14 protein-coding genes are annotated in these 14,899 nt (G+C 39.5%); 9 read left to right on the top strand and 5 right to left on the bottom strand.

The genetic code is table 11. The features are described 5' to 3' along the window. The first annotated feature begins 79 nt into the window (after positions 1–79). Both FXW34_RS10220 and FXW34_RS10215 read left to right on the top strand, forming a co-directional pair. Positions 80–517 carry a BrxA/BrxB family bacilliredoxin gene (locus FXW34_RS10220; protein WP_147533883.1) on the top strand — a complete coding sequence of 146 codons (438 nt, stop codon included), beginning with the start codon at positions 80–82 and terminating at the stop codon, positions 515–517. 110 nt (positions 518–627) lie between these two features. Next, positions 628–1,632 carry an aromatic acid exporter family protein gene (locus FXW34_RS10215; RefSeq protein ID WP_147533882.1) on the top strand — a complete coding sequence of 335 codons (1,005 nt, stop codon included), beginning with the start codon at positions 628–630 and terminating at the stop codon, positions 1,630–1,632. A gap of 119 nt (positions 1,633–1,751) precedes the next feature. On the opposite strand, the gene prli42 is transcribed toward FXW34_RS10215, so the two are convergent. Continuing rightward, positions 1,752–1,847: a stressosome-associated protein Prli42 gene (gene prli42, locus FXW34_RS22895; protein WP_187118904.1), complete on the bottom strand. Its 96-nt coding sequence runs from the start codon at positions 1,845–1,847 to the stop codon at positions 1,752–1,754. A 153-nt stretch (positions 1,848–2,000) separates the two neighbouring features. On the opposite strand from prli42, the gene mce reads away from it, so the two are divergent. The 5 genes from mce to gndA all read left to right on the top strand — a co-directional run bounded on the left by mce (position 2,001) and on the right by gndA (position 8,160). Further along, positions 2,001–2,399, top strand: a complete 399-nt coding sequence (mce, locus tag FXW34_RS10210; protein WP_147533881.1) for a methylmalonyl-CoA epimerase — start codon at positions 2,001–2,003, stop codon at positions 2,397–2,399. Beyond that, on the top strand, positions 2,380–3,960 hold the full coding sequence (locus tag FXW34_RS10205) for an acyl-CoA carboxylase subunit beta (protein ID WP_147533880.1): 1,581 nt from the start codon (positions 2,380–2,382) through the stop codon (positions 3,958–3,960). Before mce ends, FXW34_RS10205 begins: the two co-directional genes overlap by 20 nt. A gap of 167 nt (positions 3,961–4,127) precedes the next feature. Then, a complete protein-coding gene (locus tag FXW34_RS10200; protein WP_147533879.1) occupies positions 4,128–5,252 on the top strand; it encodes a tripeptidase T in 1,125 nt (374 codons plus the stop codon). 85 nt (positions 5,253–5,337) lie between these two features. After that, positions 5,338–6,615, top strand: coding sequence for a DNA polymerase IV (locus tag FXW34_RS10195; RefSeq protein WP_147533878.1), 1,278 nt, complete (start codon positions 5,338–5,340; stop codon positions 6,613–6,615). Positions 6,616–6,747: 132 nt separating this feature from the next. Further along, the gene (gene gndA / locus FXW34_RS10190) at positions 6,748–8,160 is read left to right on the top strand and encodes an NADP-dependent phosphogluconate dehydrogenase (RefSeq protein WP_147533877.1); all 1,413 of its coding nucleotides are present in this window, start codon (positions 6,748–6,750) and stop codon (positions 8,158–8,160) included. A gap of 556 nt (positions 8,161–8,716) precedes the next feature. Here gndA and zwf read toward each other — a convergent pair. Further along, positions 8,717–10,219: a glucose-6-phosphate dehydrogenase gene (gene zwf, locus FXW34_RS10185; RefSeq protein WP_147533876.1), complete on the bottom strand. Its 1,503-nt coding sequence runs from the start codon at positions 10,217–10,219 to the stop codon at positions 8,717–8,719. Between the two features lie 280 nt (positions 10,220–10,499). On the opposite strand from zwf, the gene rnz reads away from it, so the two are divergent. Further along, positions 10,500–11,435: a ribonuclease Z gene (rnz, locus tag FXW34_RS10180; RefSeq protein ID WP_147533875.1), complete on the top strand. Its 936-nt coding sequence runs from the start codon at positions 10,500–10,502 to the stop codon at positions 11,433–11,435. Positions 11,436–11,472: 37 nt separating this feature from the next. Here the strand turns inward: rnz and FXW34_RS10175 are convergent, their stop codons facing one another. Beyond that, positions 11,473–11,871, bottom strand: coding sequence for an SET domain-containing protein (locus tag FXW34_RS10175; protein ID WP_147533874.1), 399 nt, complete (start codon positions 11,869–11,871; stop codon positions 11,473–11,475). Positions 11,872–11,984: 113 nt separating this feature from the next. Beyond that, positions 11,985–12,761 carry a class I SAM-dependent methyltransferase gene (locus FXW34_RS10170; protein ID WP_147533873.1) on the bottom strand — a complete coding sequence of 259 codons (777 nt, stop codon included), beginning with the start codon at positions 12,759–12,761 and terminating at the stop codon, positions 11,985–11,987. Between the two features lie 121 nt (positions 12,762–12,882). On the opposite strand from FXW34_RS10170, the gene FXW34_RS10165 reads away from it, so the two are divergent. Next, complete coding sequence (locus tag FXW34_RS10165) at positions 12,883–13,749, top strand: LysR family transcriptional regulator (protein WP_147533872.1); 867 nt, start codon at positions 12,883–12,885, stop codon at positions 13,747–13,749. A 46-nt stretch (positions 13,750–13,795) separates the two neighbouring features. On the opposite strand, the gene namA is transcribed toward FXW34_RS10165, so the two are convergent. Further along, positions 13,796–14,815: an NADPH dehydrogenase NamA gene (namA, locus tag FXW34_RS10160; protein WP_147533871.1), complete on the bottom strand. Its 1,020-nt coding sequence runs from the start codon at positions 14,813–14,815 to the stop codon at positions 13,796–13,798. Between the last annotated feature and the right edge of the window lie 84 nt (positions 14,816–14,899).

The raw sequence follows: 14,899 nt of genomic DNA, 5'->3' as shown, positions 1-14,899 counted from the left end.
TTGAAAACAACTTGTTGGTATTGTTATCATAGTGATATGGCGCTTGCGCTTTTCTAATTAAAATTCAAGGAGCGATTATATGAGTATCGATTTTAATCTTTTTATGAATGATGTTGTTCGTCAAGCACGACAGGAGATTGTTAGTGCAGGATACCAGGAGCTTAAGACAGCTGAAGAGGTTGATGAAGCCCTTTCACAAAAAGGAACCACTTTAGTGATGATTAATTCAGTTTGTGGGTGTGCTGGTGGTATCGCACGGCCTGCTGCAGGTCATGCACTTCATTATGATAAGCGACCAGACCATTTAGTAACCGTATTCGCTGGCCAGGACAAAGAGGCAACAGAGAAAGCGCGGGGTTATTTTACAGGTTTTCCTCCATCCTCACCTTCATTTGCGCTTTTAAAAGATGGAAAAATTTGCGAAATGATTGAGCGTCATGATATTGAAGGATTTGGACCGATGGATGTTGTTAAAAAGCTCCAGAATGCATTTGAAAAACATTGTGAAGAAGTTTAAAAGATGGGACTCCCATCTTTTTTCTTTTTCAATGAATTTCTAACAGAATTTTGTTAAAATTAAAAAAAGAATTGTGTGTTTTTACCAAATAGGTGCATTAGGAGTTTTTTATGAAGTTAAAATTTAGAATTGGATATCGAACAATTAAGACGGCAGTTGGCACTGCTCTATCAATCAGTCTGGCACAAGCCCTCGGACTTGAAAGCTATGTATCGGCAGGTATCCTGACGATTTTGTGCATTCAAGTGACGAGGAAAAAATCATTGCGAGCATCCTGGGATCGTTTTTTAGCTTGTATTTTAGCGATGCTATTTGCGTTTGTCTTTTTTGAGCATATTGCTTACCAGCCTCTAGTAATCGGGTTTCTTTTACTCTTTTTTATCCCCACAGCAGTTCTCTTTAAAGCACAAGATGGAATTGTTTCGAGTTCGGTTATTTTGTTACATATTTTTTCCGCCGGGAAATTCACAACTGAAGTCATCTTAAATGAATTAGGCATCATTACGATCGGAATTGGTGTAGCTTTGGTAATGAATCTCTACATGCCAAGTATAAAACCAAAATTGGATGTATATCAGGAACAAATCGAGGAGAAATTTAAAGTCATCTTTTTAGAAATAGCTAGATATTTACGGACAAATGAGCTTGATTGGGATGGGAAGGAAATTACAGAAGCGGCGAAATTAATCGAAGAAGCAAAGATTTTGGCATTTCAACAAGTCGAAAATCAAATTGTAAAAATGGAGGAAATTTACTATCAATATTTTAGAATTAGAGAGAAACAATTTGAAATCATTGAACGCGTGTTACCGACGATTACTGAAATTCAGCATATGGTAATGCAAAGGGATATCATTGCTGATTTTATAGATGAATTGGCTAGTGGAATTAACCCTGGTAATAGCGCGTATGTATACTTAGAAAAATTGATGGCAATGAAACAAGATTTTCAAAATATGGAAATGCCGAAAACGAGAGAAGAGTTTGAGGCGCGATCAGCATTACTGCATTTTGTGAATGAAATGGAACGATATTTAATTATTAAAAGCAGCTTTAAAGGATTAAACAACAAAAACAGCCGTAAAAAACATGCTCCCGAAGTCGAAATTAGTTAGTAGTTTAAGGAAATAAAAAAAATTTTTTTTGGAATTGGGCGTAAAAATTTCCAAAAAAAGAAATAAAAAGCGGCTGACTTCATGAAAAGTCAGCCGCTTCGTTATGGTCGGAGCTAGGTTTACATAAATGTCGAAATCCCGAATAGGAGGGTTGAAACAAGCATGGAGACTAGCATCAGCATTACAATCACTTTTCTTGTTTTTCTTTTTCGCATTTAAATCCTCCTCAAACAATGACTAAGTTAGCAACCTCTATTGTATAAAAAAAAACAAATTTCAACAACTGAATTTTTTATGAAGGATTTTTGATAAATTAGTAGAATATTTTATATTATTATATTATTCTGAAGAAGGTATGGTGGGGGAAAATGGTGAAAAAAGTCGACCACATTGGGATTGCTGTCAAATCCTTACAGGATCACTTGTCATTTTATACAGAAACTCTTGGTTTGCATTTAGAAAGTATTGAAGAAGTACCAACCCAAAGAGTTAAAGTAGCGTTTATACATGTAGGGGAAACAAAATTAGAGCTACTTGAACCGACATCTGATGACAGTCCTATTGCAAAATTTATTGAAAAGCGGGGGGAAGGAATCCATCACGTCGCTCTAGGGGTAACTTCAATAAAAGAGCGAATTGAGGAAATGAAAGAAAAAGGCATTCGTATGATCGATGACGAGCCAAGACCAGGCGCACACGGTACTAAAGTTGCATTCTTGCATCCAAAATCAACTGGAGGGGTATTATATGAGTTCTGTGAAAAATAAAGAAGTTGTACAACCTGATATGTATGAAAAAATCTATGAGCTTTATGATTTAAAACGTGAAATTGAATTAGGTGGCGGTGACGATCGTATCGCGAAGCAACATGAAAAAGGTAAATTAACAGCTCGTGAAAGAATCGAGCTATTAGTTGACCCAGGTACATTTGTTGAATTAAACGCATTTATTGAGCACCGTAGCAGTGACTTCGGTCTTGAGAATGTAAAAGGACCTGGTGATGGTGTTGTTACTGGATACGGTAAAGTAAACGGTCGTCCAATCTACTTATTCTCTCAAGACTTTACAGTATTTGGTGGAGCTCTTGGTGAAATGCATGCAATGAAAATTGCTAACGTAATGGACCTTGCTGCGAAAAATGGTGCTCCTTTCATTGGATTAAACGACTCTGGTGGTGCACGTATTCAAGAGGGGGTAGTTTCTCTAGATGGTTATGGTCAAATCTTCTACCGTAACTCTATTTATTCTGGGGTAATTCCTCAAATTTCTGTTATCCTTGGACCTTGTGCAGGTGGTGCAGTTTACTCACCAGCTATCACTGACTTTGTCTTCATGGTTGAAAAAACTAGCCAAATGTTTATCACTGGTCCAAAGGTTATTGAAACCGTTACCGGAGAGAAAATCACTTCTGAAAACCTTGGTGGAGCTAAAGTTCACAGTACGATTAGCGGTAACTGTCATTATCGTGCTGAAACTGAGGAAGAAATCATTCAAGCTGTTCGTGATGTATTAAGCTACCTTCCGAACAACTGCAATGAAATGCCTCCTCGTCTAGAAACAACTGAGGAAGACGATTATCGCCCAGAATTAGCGGAGATTGTTCCTATCACAGCTACGAAGTCTTATGACGTACATGTTGTTATAGAACAGGTTGTGGATTCCGGTTCTTTTATGGAAATACACAAAGACTTCGCGAAAAACGTAGTTGTTGGTTTTGCAAGAATTAAAGGTGAGCCAGTTGGTTTAGTATGTAACCAACCAAAATTCATGGCTGGTGGTCTTGATATCGACTCATCTGATAAAGCAGCACGTTTCATTCGCTTGTGTGACTCTTTCAACGTTCCAATCATCACATTTGAGGACGTTACAGGCTTCTTCCCAGGCATTAAGCAGGAGCATGGTGGTATCATCCGTCACGGTGCGAAAATCCTTTATGCATACTCTGAAGCAACTGTTCCTAAGCTTACAGTTATTACAAGAAAAGCTTACGGCGGCGCTTATGTTGCATTAAACAGTAAATCAATCGGTGCTGACTTAGTATTTGCATGGCCGAACGCAGAAATCGCCGTAATGGGATCTCAAGGTGCTGCAAACATTATTTTTGCTAAAGAAATTGCTAACAGTCCAGATCCTGAAGCAACTCGCGCAGCGAAAATCGAAGAATATCGTGTGAAATTTGCAAACCCTTACGTTGCAGCTGCTCGCGGTATGGTTGATGATGTTATCGACCCACGCGAAACAAGAATCAAGCTTATCCAAGCGCTTGAAATGCTTCGCAATAAAGAAGAGAAAAGACCGAAGAAAAAACACGGTAACATTCCTCTATAATTCTATTAAACAATTGATAAAAACGTACAGCAGAGTCAGCCTCTGTTGTGCGTTTTTTTATTTTTTAAAAAAGTAGGGATATCCATCCAGATTTGTTCTGATTTGCTAGAATTAATCATGAAACTGTATACTTAATAAGTGATTATTACAGTATGGAGGTTAGCTAGATGGTTATTAATCAAGAACGTTTATTAAATGAGTTTTTAGAACTCGTCCAAATTGATTCGGAAACAAAATTTGAAACAGAAATTGCTAAAGTGCTAAAAGAAAAGTTTACGCAATTGGGGTTAGACGTATTTGAAGACGATACCACCTCCATCACCGGGCATGGTGCTGGAAATCTAATTTGTACACTAAACGGTACGAAAGAAGGAGTAGACACCATCTACTTTACTTCACATATGGATACAGTGGTACCTGGTAAAGGTGTAAAGCCGAGCATTAAAGATGGATATGTCGTAACGGATGGAACGACGATTCTAGGTGCAGATGATAAAGCGGGACTAGCTGTGATGCTAGAAACGATTCGCGTATTAAAAGAACAAAATATTCCTCATGGCACTATTCAATTTGTGATTACCGTTGGTGAAGAATCTGGACTACACGGATCTAAAGCATTAGATCCAAAGCTCATCACCGCGAAATATGGCTACGCTTTAGATAGTGATGGTAAGGTTGGTAATATCGTGGTAGCTGCGCCAACACAAGCGAAAATTACTGCCATAATTCACGGGAAAACCGCACATGCTGGTGTAGCCCCTGAAAAAGGGATTTCAGCAATCACGATTGCTGCCAAGGCTGTTGCCAAAATGTCCTTAGGAAGAATTGACGAAGAAACTACAGCCAACATCGGTCGCTTTGAAGGTGGAAAACAAACGAATATTGTCGCTGATCGCTGCGATATTTTAGCAGAAGCACGTTCGTTGATTCCTGAAAAAATGGAAAAGCAAGCCAATAGCATGAAAGTAGCCTTTGAAAGTGCTGCAAAGGAAATGGGTGGAACGGCAGAGGTTACAATTGAAGTTATGTATCCTGGCTTTAAATTTGGTGCAGGAGACCATGTAGTTGAGGTGGCACGGAAAGCTGCTGGACAAATCGGCAGAAGCTGCGAATTACAGCATAGTGGTGGTGGAAGTGATGCCAATGTCATTGCTGGATTTGGGATTCCAACTGTGAATCTTGCTGTAGGCTATGAGGATATCCACACTACAAATGAACGGATGCCAATTGAAGAGCTTTATAAATTAGCAGAAATGACGGTTGCGATTATCGAAGAGGTAGCTGGAAATTAATTTTTCACTTGTGAAGGGGGCGAGATTTCGTCCTCTTTTGTTTGCTATACTATGAGTAATGAACTGGACATGGGAGGTGACTTTGATGAAGGAGATGTACCCGAAAAACGGCAGAGTAATACTTCATGTTGACATGAATAGCTTCTATGCGTCCGTTGAAATGGCACATGATCCATCATTGAAGGGGAAACCACTTGCCATTGCTGGAAATCCTGAGGAAAGGCGCGGAATTATTGTCACCTGTAGTTACGAAGCTCGTAAAATGGGAGTTAAAACAACGATGCCTTTATGGGAAGCAAAGAAATTGTGTCCTCAATTGATTGTAAGAAAGCCTAATTTTGACCGATATCGAGCAGCTTCAATGAAAATGTTCGAATTATTACGAAGCTTCACAGAACTAGTTGAGCCAGTCTCAATTGATGAAGGGTATGTCGATATTACCGATTGCTTTCTCATGGGTTCGCCACTCCAGATTGCCGAGCAAATTCAAACTGAGCTACTTCATATCCACGATTTGCCATGTAGTATTGGCATAGCACCGAATAAATTTCTAGCTAAAATGGCTTCTGATATGAAGAAACCATTAGGAATAACGGTGTTGCGGAAGCGGGATGTTGAAACTGTACTTTGGCCAATGGAAGTAAGTGAAATGCATGGCGTGGGGAAAAAGACCGCTGAAAAATTAGCACCATTAGGTATAAAAACCATTGGAGATTTAGCAAACGCCAATGAAATTCAATTAAAGGCCTTGTTAGGTATTAACGGACCCCGTTTGAAAAATCGAGCAAACGGCATAGATAATCGCGCGGTTAATCCAGAATCTATTTATGATATTAAAAGCATTGGTAATTCAACCACGTTGTCGAGGGATATAACTAATCAGCATCAGCTTCTACTTGTCATAGAAGGACTGGTTGCTAAAGTTTCCGGACGACTAAAAAACAAAAAAGTTATGGCGCAAACGATTGGGGTCACAATCCGTTATAAAGACCGTAAAACGATTACACGCAGTCGAAAGCTAACTAACCCTATCCAAACCCCTGAAGAGATAAATCTCGCCGCTAAGGGGCTATTTTTAAAGAATTGGGATGGCGAGGCAGTCAGACTGTTAGGAGTAACCGGAACCGATCTTGTTGAACAAGATGAAGCTGTTAAACAGCTTGATATTTTTTCTTTTGAAAAAGATGCGCGAAAAGAGCCTTTATACGAAACAATGGAATCACTGAGACAGAAATTTGGTAAACATATTATTGAAAAAGCGGCAGATATCGCTCCTGTCAAACCACCCACATCAACAATAGGTACTGATACGAGTTTTAATAAGGATTTCTTGCGGGATTTTCCTAAAAAAGAGTTTGAATAACTTGTTTATTCTATTCGTGCTTTTGTCAAAATAATAGGGTATAGGTAAAAAGTTGAATCTGGTGGTGAATCTTGCTAAAGTAGTAAGAGTGATTTTGTAGAAGGAATATAGTGCAAGAAGGGAAGTTAAAGCATGAGTTTACAACAAATTGGCGTAATTGGTTTAGCCGTCATGGGAAAAAATCTCGCAATGAACATTGAAAGCCGGGGGTATACGGTTTCTGTTTACAACCGCTCACGTGAGAAAACGGATGAAATGGTAAAAGAAACGACAGGAAAAAATATTGTCGGTACATATACACTTGAGGAATTTGTTTCTTCATTAGAAAAACCTCGCAAAATCCTCCTAATGGTAAAAGCGGGTGGAGCAACGGATGCCACAATTGAGCAGTTAAAGCCATTACTTGATAAAGGCGACATCGTCATCGATGGTGGTAACACCTTCTTTGTTGATACACAGCGCCGTAATAAGGAATTAAGTGAGCTTGGTATTCATTTTATTGGCACAGGCGTTTCCGGGGGCGAGGAAGGTGCTCTGCGAGGTCCATCGATAATGCCTGGGGGACAAAAGGAAGCACATGAACTAGTGGCGCCGATTTTTGAAGCCATTTCAGCAAAAGTAAATGGTGAGGCTTGCACAACATACATTGGTCCGGATGGTGCCGGACATTACGTGAAAATGGTGCACAACGGGATTGAATATGGTGATATGCAATTAATTTGTGAGGCTTATTTTTTATTGAAGCATACATTAGGCCTAAGTGCAGCCGAATTTCATGAGGTATTTTCCGAATGGAATAAGGGCGAACTTGATAGCTACTTAATTGAAATTACAGCTGATATTTTCACTAAGGTTGATGAGGAAACAGGTAAACCTTTAGTTGATTTAATTATGGATACAGCTGGTCAAAAAGGAACCGGAAAATGGACGAGTCAAAGTGCGCTTGATTTAGGTGTGCCACTGCCAATTATCACTGAATCTGTTTTCGCTCGGTTTATTTCGGCGATGAAGGATGAGCGAGTTGCCGCAAGCAAGCTGCTAAAGGGTCCTTCTGTTAAGCCGTTTACAGGTGATAAACAAGCATTTATCGAAGCGGTTCGCAAAGCTTTATACATGAGCAAAATTTGTTCTTATGCACAAGGATTTGCACAAATGCGTGCAGCGTCTGAAGAGTATAATTGGGATTTGCAATACGGTGATATTGCGATGATATTCCGCGGTGGTTGCATTATCCGTGCTCAATTTTTACAAAAAATCAAGGATGCTTACGACCGTGAGCCAGGCTTGAAAAATTTATTGCTCGACCCATATTTCAAAGAGATTGTTGAAAGCTATCAAGATTCTCTTCGCGAAATAATCGGTGCGTCTGTACAAAATGGAATTCCAGTACCATGTTTTTCAGCGGCACTGTCTTATTATGATAGCTACCGCTTAGAGACATTACCTGCTAATCTCCTTCAAGCACAACGCGATTACTTCGGTGCGCATACGTACCAACGCATTGACAAAGAAGGTACCTTCCATACTGAGTGGATGGAGAAATAAGATTTGTGTTTTAGAGGGCGACTTCCTTTGGTGGAGTCGTCTTTTTTTGTTTTTTTGGATGGTTGGGGTTTAAGGAGTTTTTGATAGGATACAGTACCAGAAGAAGGATGTGCATATATGGAGGATTCTGTTCATATAGAAGTTTTGTGTGCATATTTTCTCGGTGATCCTTAAAAGTTGTGCATATATTTGAAAAGTCGTGCATATATCCGAAAAGTTGTATCATATATTTTTTCAAATATCGTATATCCACCATTTCGTGTGCATATCACGGAAAAGTCGTGCAAATAATTTTTAGCATGATATAAAAAATTAGCTATTTTAAATAGAATCCTATAATTTTTTTAAAAATAGAGGATTTTCCTACCGAAATCATTAATTTGTAGCAAAAATACCTCGCTTTTTTCCTAAAATTCAATAAAACCCACAACGAAAAGACCTTACATGCCGTATTTTTTTAAAAAAACCCGCATCTTCGAATTGAACTTAGATGCGGGTTTTATAATTTTTACCATGAGCAGTGGTCAGCTCCAGCGCCTAGGCGTTGGAGCTTTTCTTATTTGCAAGTCTCAACATCAAGCATTGTAACTGGCCACCAGTGGAAACCATCTCGTTCTAGGAGATCGTGGGCAGCTTTTGGACCCATCGTGTTGGATTCATAATTTGGAAAGCTCACTTCAGGTGTATTTTCCCAAACCCTTGAAATATTATCGACAAAACTCCAAGATAAAGCTACTTCATCCCAATGCGTAAAGTTGGTAGCATCACCACGCATACAGTCATATAATAGCTTCTCATAGGCTTCCGGCGTGTTTATTCCGTCGATACCGCGATTAGCATAACTTAGCTTCACAGGTTTTGCAGCAAGGCTCTGTCCGCTCTTTTTAGCGTTTAAGTGAAGCGTAATACCTTCTTCAGGCTGAATATGAATAACAAGCAAATTCGGTTGCAGCTCCTGTTCAGTTTGATAATACAGGTTCATCGGAATGTCCTTGAATTGGACAACAATCTTTGTTTGCTTAGTTAGCATTCTTTTTCCAGTTCGAATGTAAAATGGAACTCCGGCCCAACGGAAGTTATCAATCATTAATTTTCCAGCGACGAAAGTTTCGGTATTGGATTTCGGGTCAACCATATCTTCATTTCGGTATGCCACAAGTTCCTCTCCATTAAGGTTGCCTTCACCGTATTGACCACGTACAAAGTATTGATTGATTTCTTCACCGCTAATCTGTCGCAACGAACGAAGAGCGCGCACTTTTTCCGAACGGATTTCCTCAGTAGTTAGGCGAATAGGTGGCTCCATTGCCAGTAGAGCAACCATTTGAAGCATGTGATTTTGCACCATATCCCTGAGAGCTCCACTTGTCTCATAGTAGCGACCCCGTTCTTCAACACCAAGCGTTTCACTTGAAGTGATTTGTATATTTGAAATATAGCGATTATTCCATAGCGGCTCGAACATCGCGTTCGCAAAACGAATCACTTCAATATTTTGGACCATTTCTTTGCCTAAGTAGTGGTCGATCCGATAAATCTCGTTTTCGGCAAAAGCAGTGCGAATTTGTTCGTTTAATTTTTGAGCTGACTCTAAACTGCGTCCGAATGGTTTTTCAATCACCAAGCGTTTAAAACCGGCAACATTCGTTAAGCCGTCCATTTTTAGATGCTCGGCAATCGTGCCAAAAAATTCGGGTGCCATCGCTAAATAGAAGATTCGATTCCCATCAAGCTGGTAACGTTGGTCCAGCTCGTCTGAAATTTGATTAAGCGTAGCGTATGAATTTGAATCTGTCACATCATGAGAGTGATAAACAAAGCGTGAGATGAAGTCATCAATATTTGTGTCGTTCGAATCTGCGGAAAGAATCGAATCCCTTACGTTTTGCTGAAATTGTTCGTTAGTAATGGAACGACGTGCTACACCGACAACTGCAAAACGATCTAATTTCCCTTTTTGATAAAGTCGATAGAGGGAGGGAAAGAGCTTTCGATTTGCCAAATCACCAGTTGCTCCAAAAATCATAATTAATGCGGTTGGTTTTTCACTTTGGTTCACAATGCTGTACCTCTCTTTATTAAAATTCTAAAGAATATGTAGTCCATTCATTTATGTTCTTTACAAATATAAAATTGTATCGTTAAGTCCTGTATTTAGCAAATATTAGTGATAATTATTGTTTAGTTTTCTTCTAAATATGATTCTATATCCTAAAACTTTTAGGGGAGAATGAAATGATTTAGGCTACTGTTTATGAGTTATGATATAGTTTTCTTTATGATAATGGTGTATAGAAAGCTAATTTTAGGTTGGAATGGAACGGGAAGGAGTTGTTTTTGTGGAGATTTTCTTTTTAGGAACCGGAGCAGGGGTTCCCGCAAAGCTTCGCAATGTTACATCGATTGTGTTAAAACTGTTAGAAGAGCGGGGCAGTATTTGGCTGTTTGATTGCGGAGAGGCAACGCAGCATCAAATTTTACATACTTCAATTAAGCCACGTCGAATTGAAAAAATCTTTATTACTCATCTTCACGGTGATCATATTTATGGTTTACCCGGTCTGCTTTCGAGCCGCTCGTTTCAGGGAGGGGAAACCGAAGTGACGGTTTATGGACCTAAAGGTTTACGAGATTTTATTGAAATAAGCCTATCAGTTAGTCAAACCTATTTAAAATATCCTTTATCAGTCGTGGAGATTGAACCAGGAGCGATTTTTGAAGATGAACAATTTGTTGTAGAAACACTCCCGTTAGAGCATGGAGTGCCTTCGTTCGGTTACCGCATTACCGAAAAGGACCGTCCAGGAAGTTTGCAGGCAGATAAGCTTGCCCAAGCAGGAATTAAACCAGGCCCCATTTATAAAAAAATAAAAAATGGTGAGAATACCGTGCTTGAGGATGGTACGGTCATTGTCGCAAAGGATTACTTAGGACCTGTGCAAAAAGGAAGAATTGTCACAATCCTCGGTGATACGAGAAAATGTGAAAATGCTGCTAAATTAGCCCATCAAGCTGATTTACTCGTTCACGAGGCTACTTTTTCAAAAGAAGAAGAATCCTTAGCGCATGATTATTTCCATTCAACTACCCATCAAGCTGCCCAAATTGCGATCGAAGCGGGCGTGAAGAAATTGTGTTTAACACATATAAGTTCTCGTTACGATCGCGAAGCGTCAAAACAACTACTCCTTGAAGCGCAGGAGCTGTTTCCAAAAACGGATATTGCTGAGGATTTTAAAGAATTTGAAATACCGATGCAAAAACAAGATATGTAAAAAAGGATGGCACCGAGGTGTCATCCTTTTAAATTCTTTATTTTTGATTTTCTGGATCATTATCCTTATTAAACCAAAGTGGGTCATTATCATCTACGTCGCCATTGTAATTGATTAAAATTTCTTCGCCAGCCTTGATATCCTTATAGGCAAAGAAATCAAATGTATGGTTCGGAAAATTAATCTCATAAGTCGCATTTGGTTGATAGGAATGGTTAAACAGCATCCCATAGCCTAGAAGTAAGGCTGTATGATTTTTTCCATACTCGAATGCGTAATCAGCAAGCAATGTTTTTTCGATATGAACGTGTTCCTCATTTGGATAAGGAATCACCGGCGCTTGGTGAATGAGCTCACCTTTAGTTATGTCTTTCGTTGCAAATACTCCACGATTTAATTCCCCATCGCTGAGTGTTGATGTCTTGACTTCAATCATGTTTCTCACCTACACATTCTTTTCTATATATAGGTTTGAGCATAACTCATTTATTGATTGTGTGCAAGAAATGATATTATTACACAGGGAGAGTTTTTTTACTTATTTGGCGTTCAATGTTTTATGCCAATCACTCTAAGTCTTTTATAATCAGCAACCCATTTACCATTTTTATATAAAATATTTCTTAAGTTGCTTTCAGAATTAGTAATAATTTCCTGTTTTATTTTTGCGTCCATTCCAGCAAATAGGCTAGAACCGAACATCTCAATCCAATTAGTGATGCCATTTTCACCTTCTAACGGTGTCGGTCGATCAAAATATACACAAAAGGCAACGGTGAAACCAACCTCCTCCATTAGTGCGGTATATTCACCGATACTCGGAAAATACCAAGGGAATTTCTCAATATCAAATTTTTGCCCATGTTTTTCGTATTGGCTGATTACTTCATCAGTTATTTTTTGTACATTTCCTTTTCCACCTAATTCAGCAACGAATCTTCCGCCTGGCTTTAACGAGCTATATATGCTTTGTAGTGCTTGTTTTGGAGCTTTAACCCAATGAAGCGTTGCGTTGGAGAAAACAGCATCAAACTCTTCGTGATATTCTAATTGAGTAGCATCTTTAACAAAGAATCTGATGTCTGGATACTTATCTTGGGCTTGTTTAACCATGTTTTCCGATTTATCTACGCCAACAACTGTTGCTCCAAGACCGTTGATGATTTGGGCTAAATCACCAGTGCCACAACCAAGGTCTAGAATCTTTTCTCCCTGTTTTGGCGTTAATAATTCGATGACGCTTTGCCCGAACTGAGACACAAACGCGTGTTTCTCATCGTATAAATTTGCATTCCAATGATCCTGTTTATTTTGAATGATTGCCATTTTCCCCACTCCCTATTTTTAACAATTGTTTTTGTTATTTGAATTATATGGTATAAGTCTTATAATGAAAAATAACTAAATTTCTACTTTTTAATAACTAATCGTTATAAGGGTGTGTGACATGGAGATAAATTGGTTGAAAACCTTTGTGGTCGCGGCGCGATATGAAAATTTCCGCCAAACAGCAGAAGAGCTGTTTTTGACACAACCTGCCATCACTAAACATATTCGGCGTTTAGAGGAGGAACTCAATACAGATTTATTTCATCGGCAAGGAAAGTCAGTAGTGTTAACTCCTGCAGGGCATAGGTTTCTTCCATATGCACAAGGGATTATCTCAAAATATGACGAGAGCTTTGAGGATTTCGAAGCTTGGAAGCAGGGCTATAATCGCAAGCTAACGATTGCTTCAGCTCCACAGATTGCCTCGTCGATATTGCCGTCACTACTGCAAACGTTTATTGCAGAAAATAGAGATATTGAGGTAATGATTAATATTCAGCAATCTTACGATATTGGTGGTGAGATTAGCACTGGAAGGGCGGATATTGGTTTGTCACGGCTTGCGCCATCGCAGAAAAATATTTATAGTGAAAGGATTCACGAGGAGCCGGTCATTTTTGTGGGACCGTATGATGGACAGTTTCTTACAGAGAAAACAGCACTTGAGCGTTATCGTCTTATTACTCACAATCATCCCGATTATTGGGATGATTTGTTAATCGATATTCAACATGCTTATCCGACAGTTCGGATGATGGCAGTTAAGAGCGTGGAAATCTCGAAAAAATTTATCGAGGCAGGACTAGGGGTTTCGTTTTTGCCGATGACGATGGTAGAGGAGGAGATTCGGCTTGGCAAGCTTGTTGAAATTCCAAGTTTGAATATCAAAACACCGAAGTCTGCCACCTATGTTGTGACCAAAGTAAAAACTGAGGAGACGCAGTCGTTTTTGCAGTTTATACATATAGCAATGTCTTCGAAATAAAAAAAGGGCACAAATCAAGCTTTTATCTTGATTGTGCCCTTGCAACTTACAACCAACCTCGCTCATATTGCTTTGGTGCATCGATTTTCTCCCTGAGCTCTTTCGCGGCTGTTCTTGGCCAATATGGGTCGCGTAGCAATTCGCGGCCGAGGAAAATCAGGTCAGCCCGCTCATTTTGGAGAATCTCCTCAGCATGCAATGGTGTTGTAATTAATCCAACAGCACCCGTTGCGATGTCAACACCATGCTTTATTTTTTCAGAAAAGGGAACCTGGTAGCCAGGATAACTACGTACTCCCTTCGGAATCAAGCCGCCGGAGCTTACGTCGATGAGGTCAACTCCTTTATCCTTCATCCATCTCCCCATTGTCACAAAATCATCAGGAGTTAAGCCTTCCTCATGATAATCACTCGCAGAAACTCTTACCAGTAACGGTCCATCCCAAACTTCTTTAATTGCTTCAATAACGTCGCGGAGCAAACGATAACGATTTTCGATAGAACCACCATATTCATCGCTGCGCTGATTGGTAATTGGTGATAAAAATTCATGGATTAAATATCCGTGGGCAGCGTGAATTTCGATGACATCAAAGCCAGCACGGCTTGCACGTTCTGCACCTCGCTTAAACGCCTCAACCGTCGCTAGGATATCATCTTTGGTCATTTCCTTTGGGGTTTTGGAGTTTTCATCAAACGCTAGTGGCGATGGGGCTAGTATATCCCCGGTTACGGTTGCTTTTCTACCTGCGTGTGCCAGTTGAATACCGATTTTGCAGCCGTGCTCCTTGACGAGATTAGTTAACTTTGTAAATCCCTCCACATGAGCATCATCCCATATTCCTAAATCCCGATGAGAAATCCTTCCTTCTGGTGAGATGGCAGTTGCTTCGACTATAATTAAGCCTACCTGACCAATTGCCCTTGAAGCATAATGAATCATATGAAAATCGTTAAGCAAGCCATCATCATGCTCTGAGCTATACATGCACATTGGTGCCATTACAATCCGATTTTTTAACGTGAGTCCTTTAATCGTATAAGAGGATAATAATTTCGAAGTCAAAATAAAAAAGCCTCCTTATATTTCGTGAATCTAAGCACATTCACTAGTATAGCAGAGGCTTTTCTTATTTGAAAATTTCACCAA

This window comes from Bacillus marasmi, assembly GCF_902168435.1.
GTDB lineage: Bacteria > Bacillota > Bacilli > Bacillales > Cytobacillaceae > Bacillus_BU > Bacillus_BU marasmi.
This window is presented reverse-complemented; position numbering and strand designations above follow the sequence as displayed.

Coding starts and splice junctions, on each gene's coding strand:
- FXW34_RS10220 (WP_147533883.1), top strand. CDS start 80: ATGAGTATCGATTTTAATCTTTTTATGAATGATGTTGTTCGTCAAGCA.
- FXW34_RS10215 (WP_147533882.1), top strand. CDS start 628: ATGAAGTTAAAATTTAGAATTGGATATCGAACAATTAAGACGGCAGTT.
- prli42 (WP_187118904.1), bottom strand. CDS start 1,847: ATGCGAAAAAGAAAAACAAGAAAAGTGATTGTAATGCTGATGCTAGTC.
- mce (WP_147533881.1), top strand. CDS start 2,001: ATGGTGAAAAAAGTCGACCACATTGGGATTGCTGTCAAATCCTTACAG.
- FXW34_RS10205 (WP_147533880.1), top strand. CDS start 2,380: ATGAGTTCTGTGAAAAATAAAGAAGTTGTACAACCTGATATGTATGAA.
- FXW34_RS10200 (WP_147533879.1), top strand. CDS start 4,128: ATGGTTATTAATCAAGAACGTTTATTAAATGAGTTTTTAGAACTCGTC.
- FXW34_RS10195 (WP_147533878.1), top strand. CDS start 5,338: ATGAAGGAGATGTACCCGAAAAACGGCAGAGTAATACTTCATGTTGAC.
- gndA (WP_147533877.1), top strand. CDS start 6,748: ATGAGTTTACAACAAATTGGCGTAATTGGTTTAGCCGTCATGGGAAAA.
- FXW34_RS10175 (WP_147533874.1), bottom strand. CDS start 11,871: ATGATTGAAGTCAAGACATCAACACTCAGCGATGGGGAATTAAATCGT.
- FXW34_RS10170 (WP_147533873.1), bottom strand. CDS start 12,761: ATGGCAATCATTCAAAATAAACAGGATCATTGGAATGCAAATTTATAC.
- FXW34_RS10165 (WP_147533872.1), top strand. CDS start 12,883: ATGGAGATAAATTGGTTGAAAACCTTTGTGGTCGCGGCGCGATATGAA.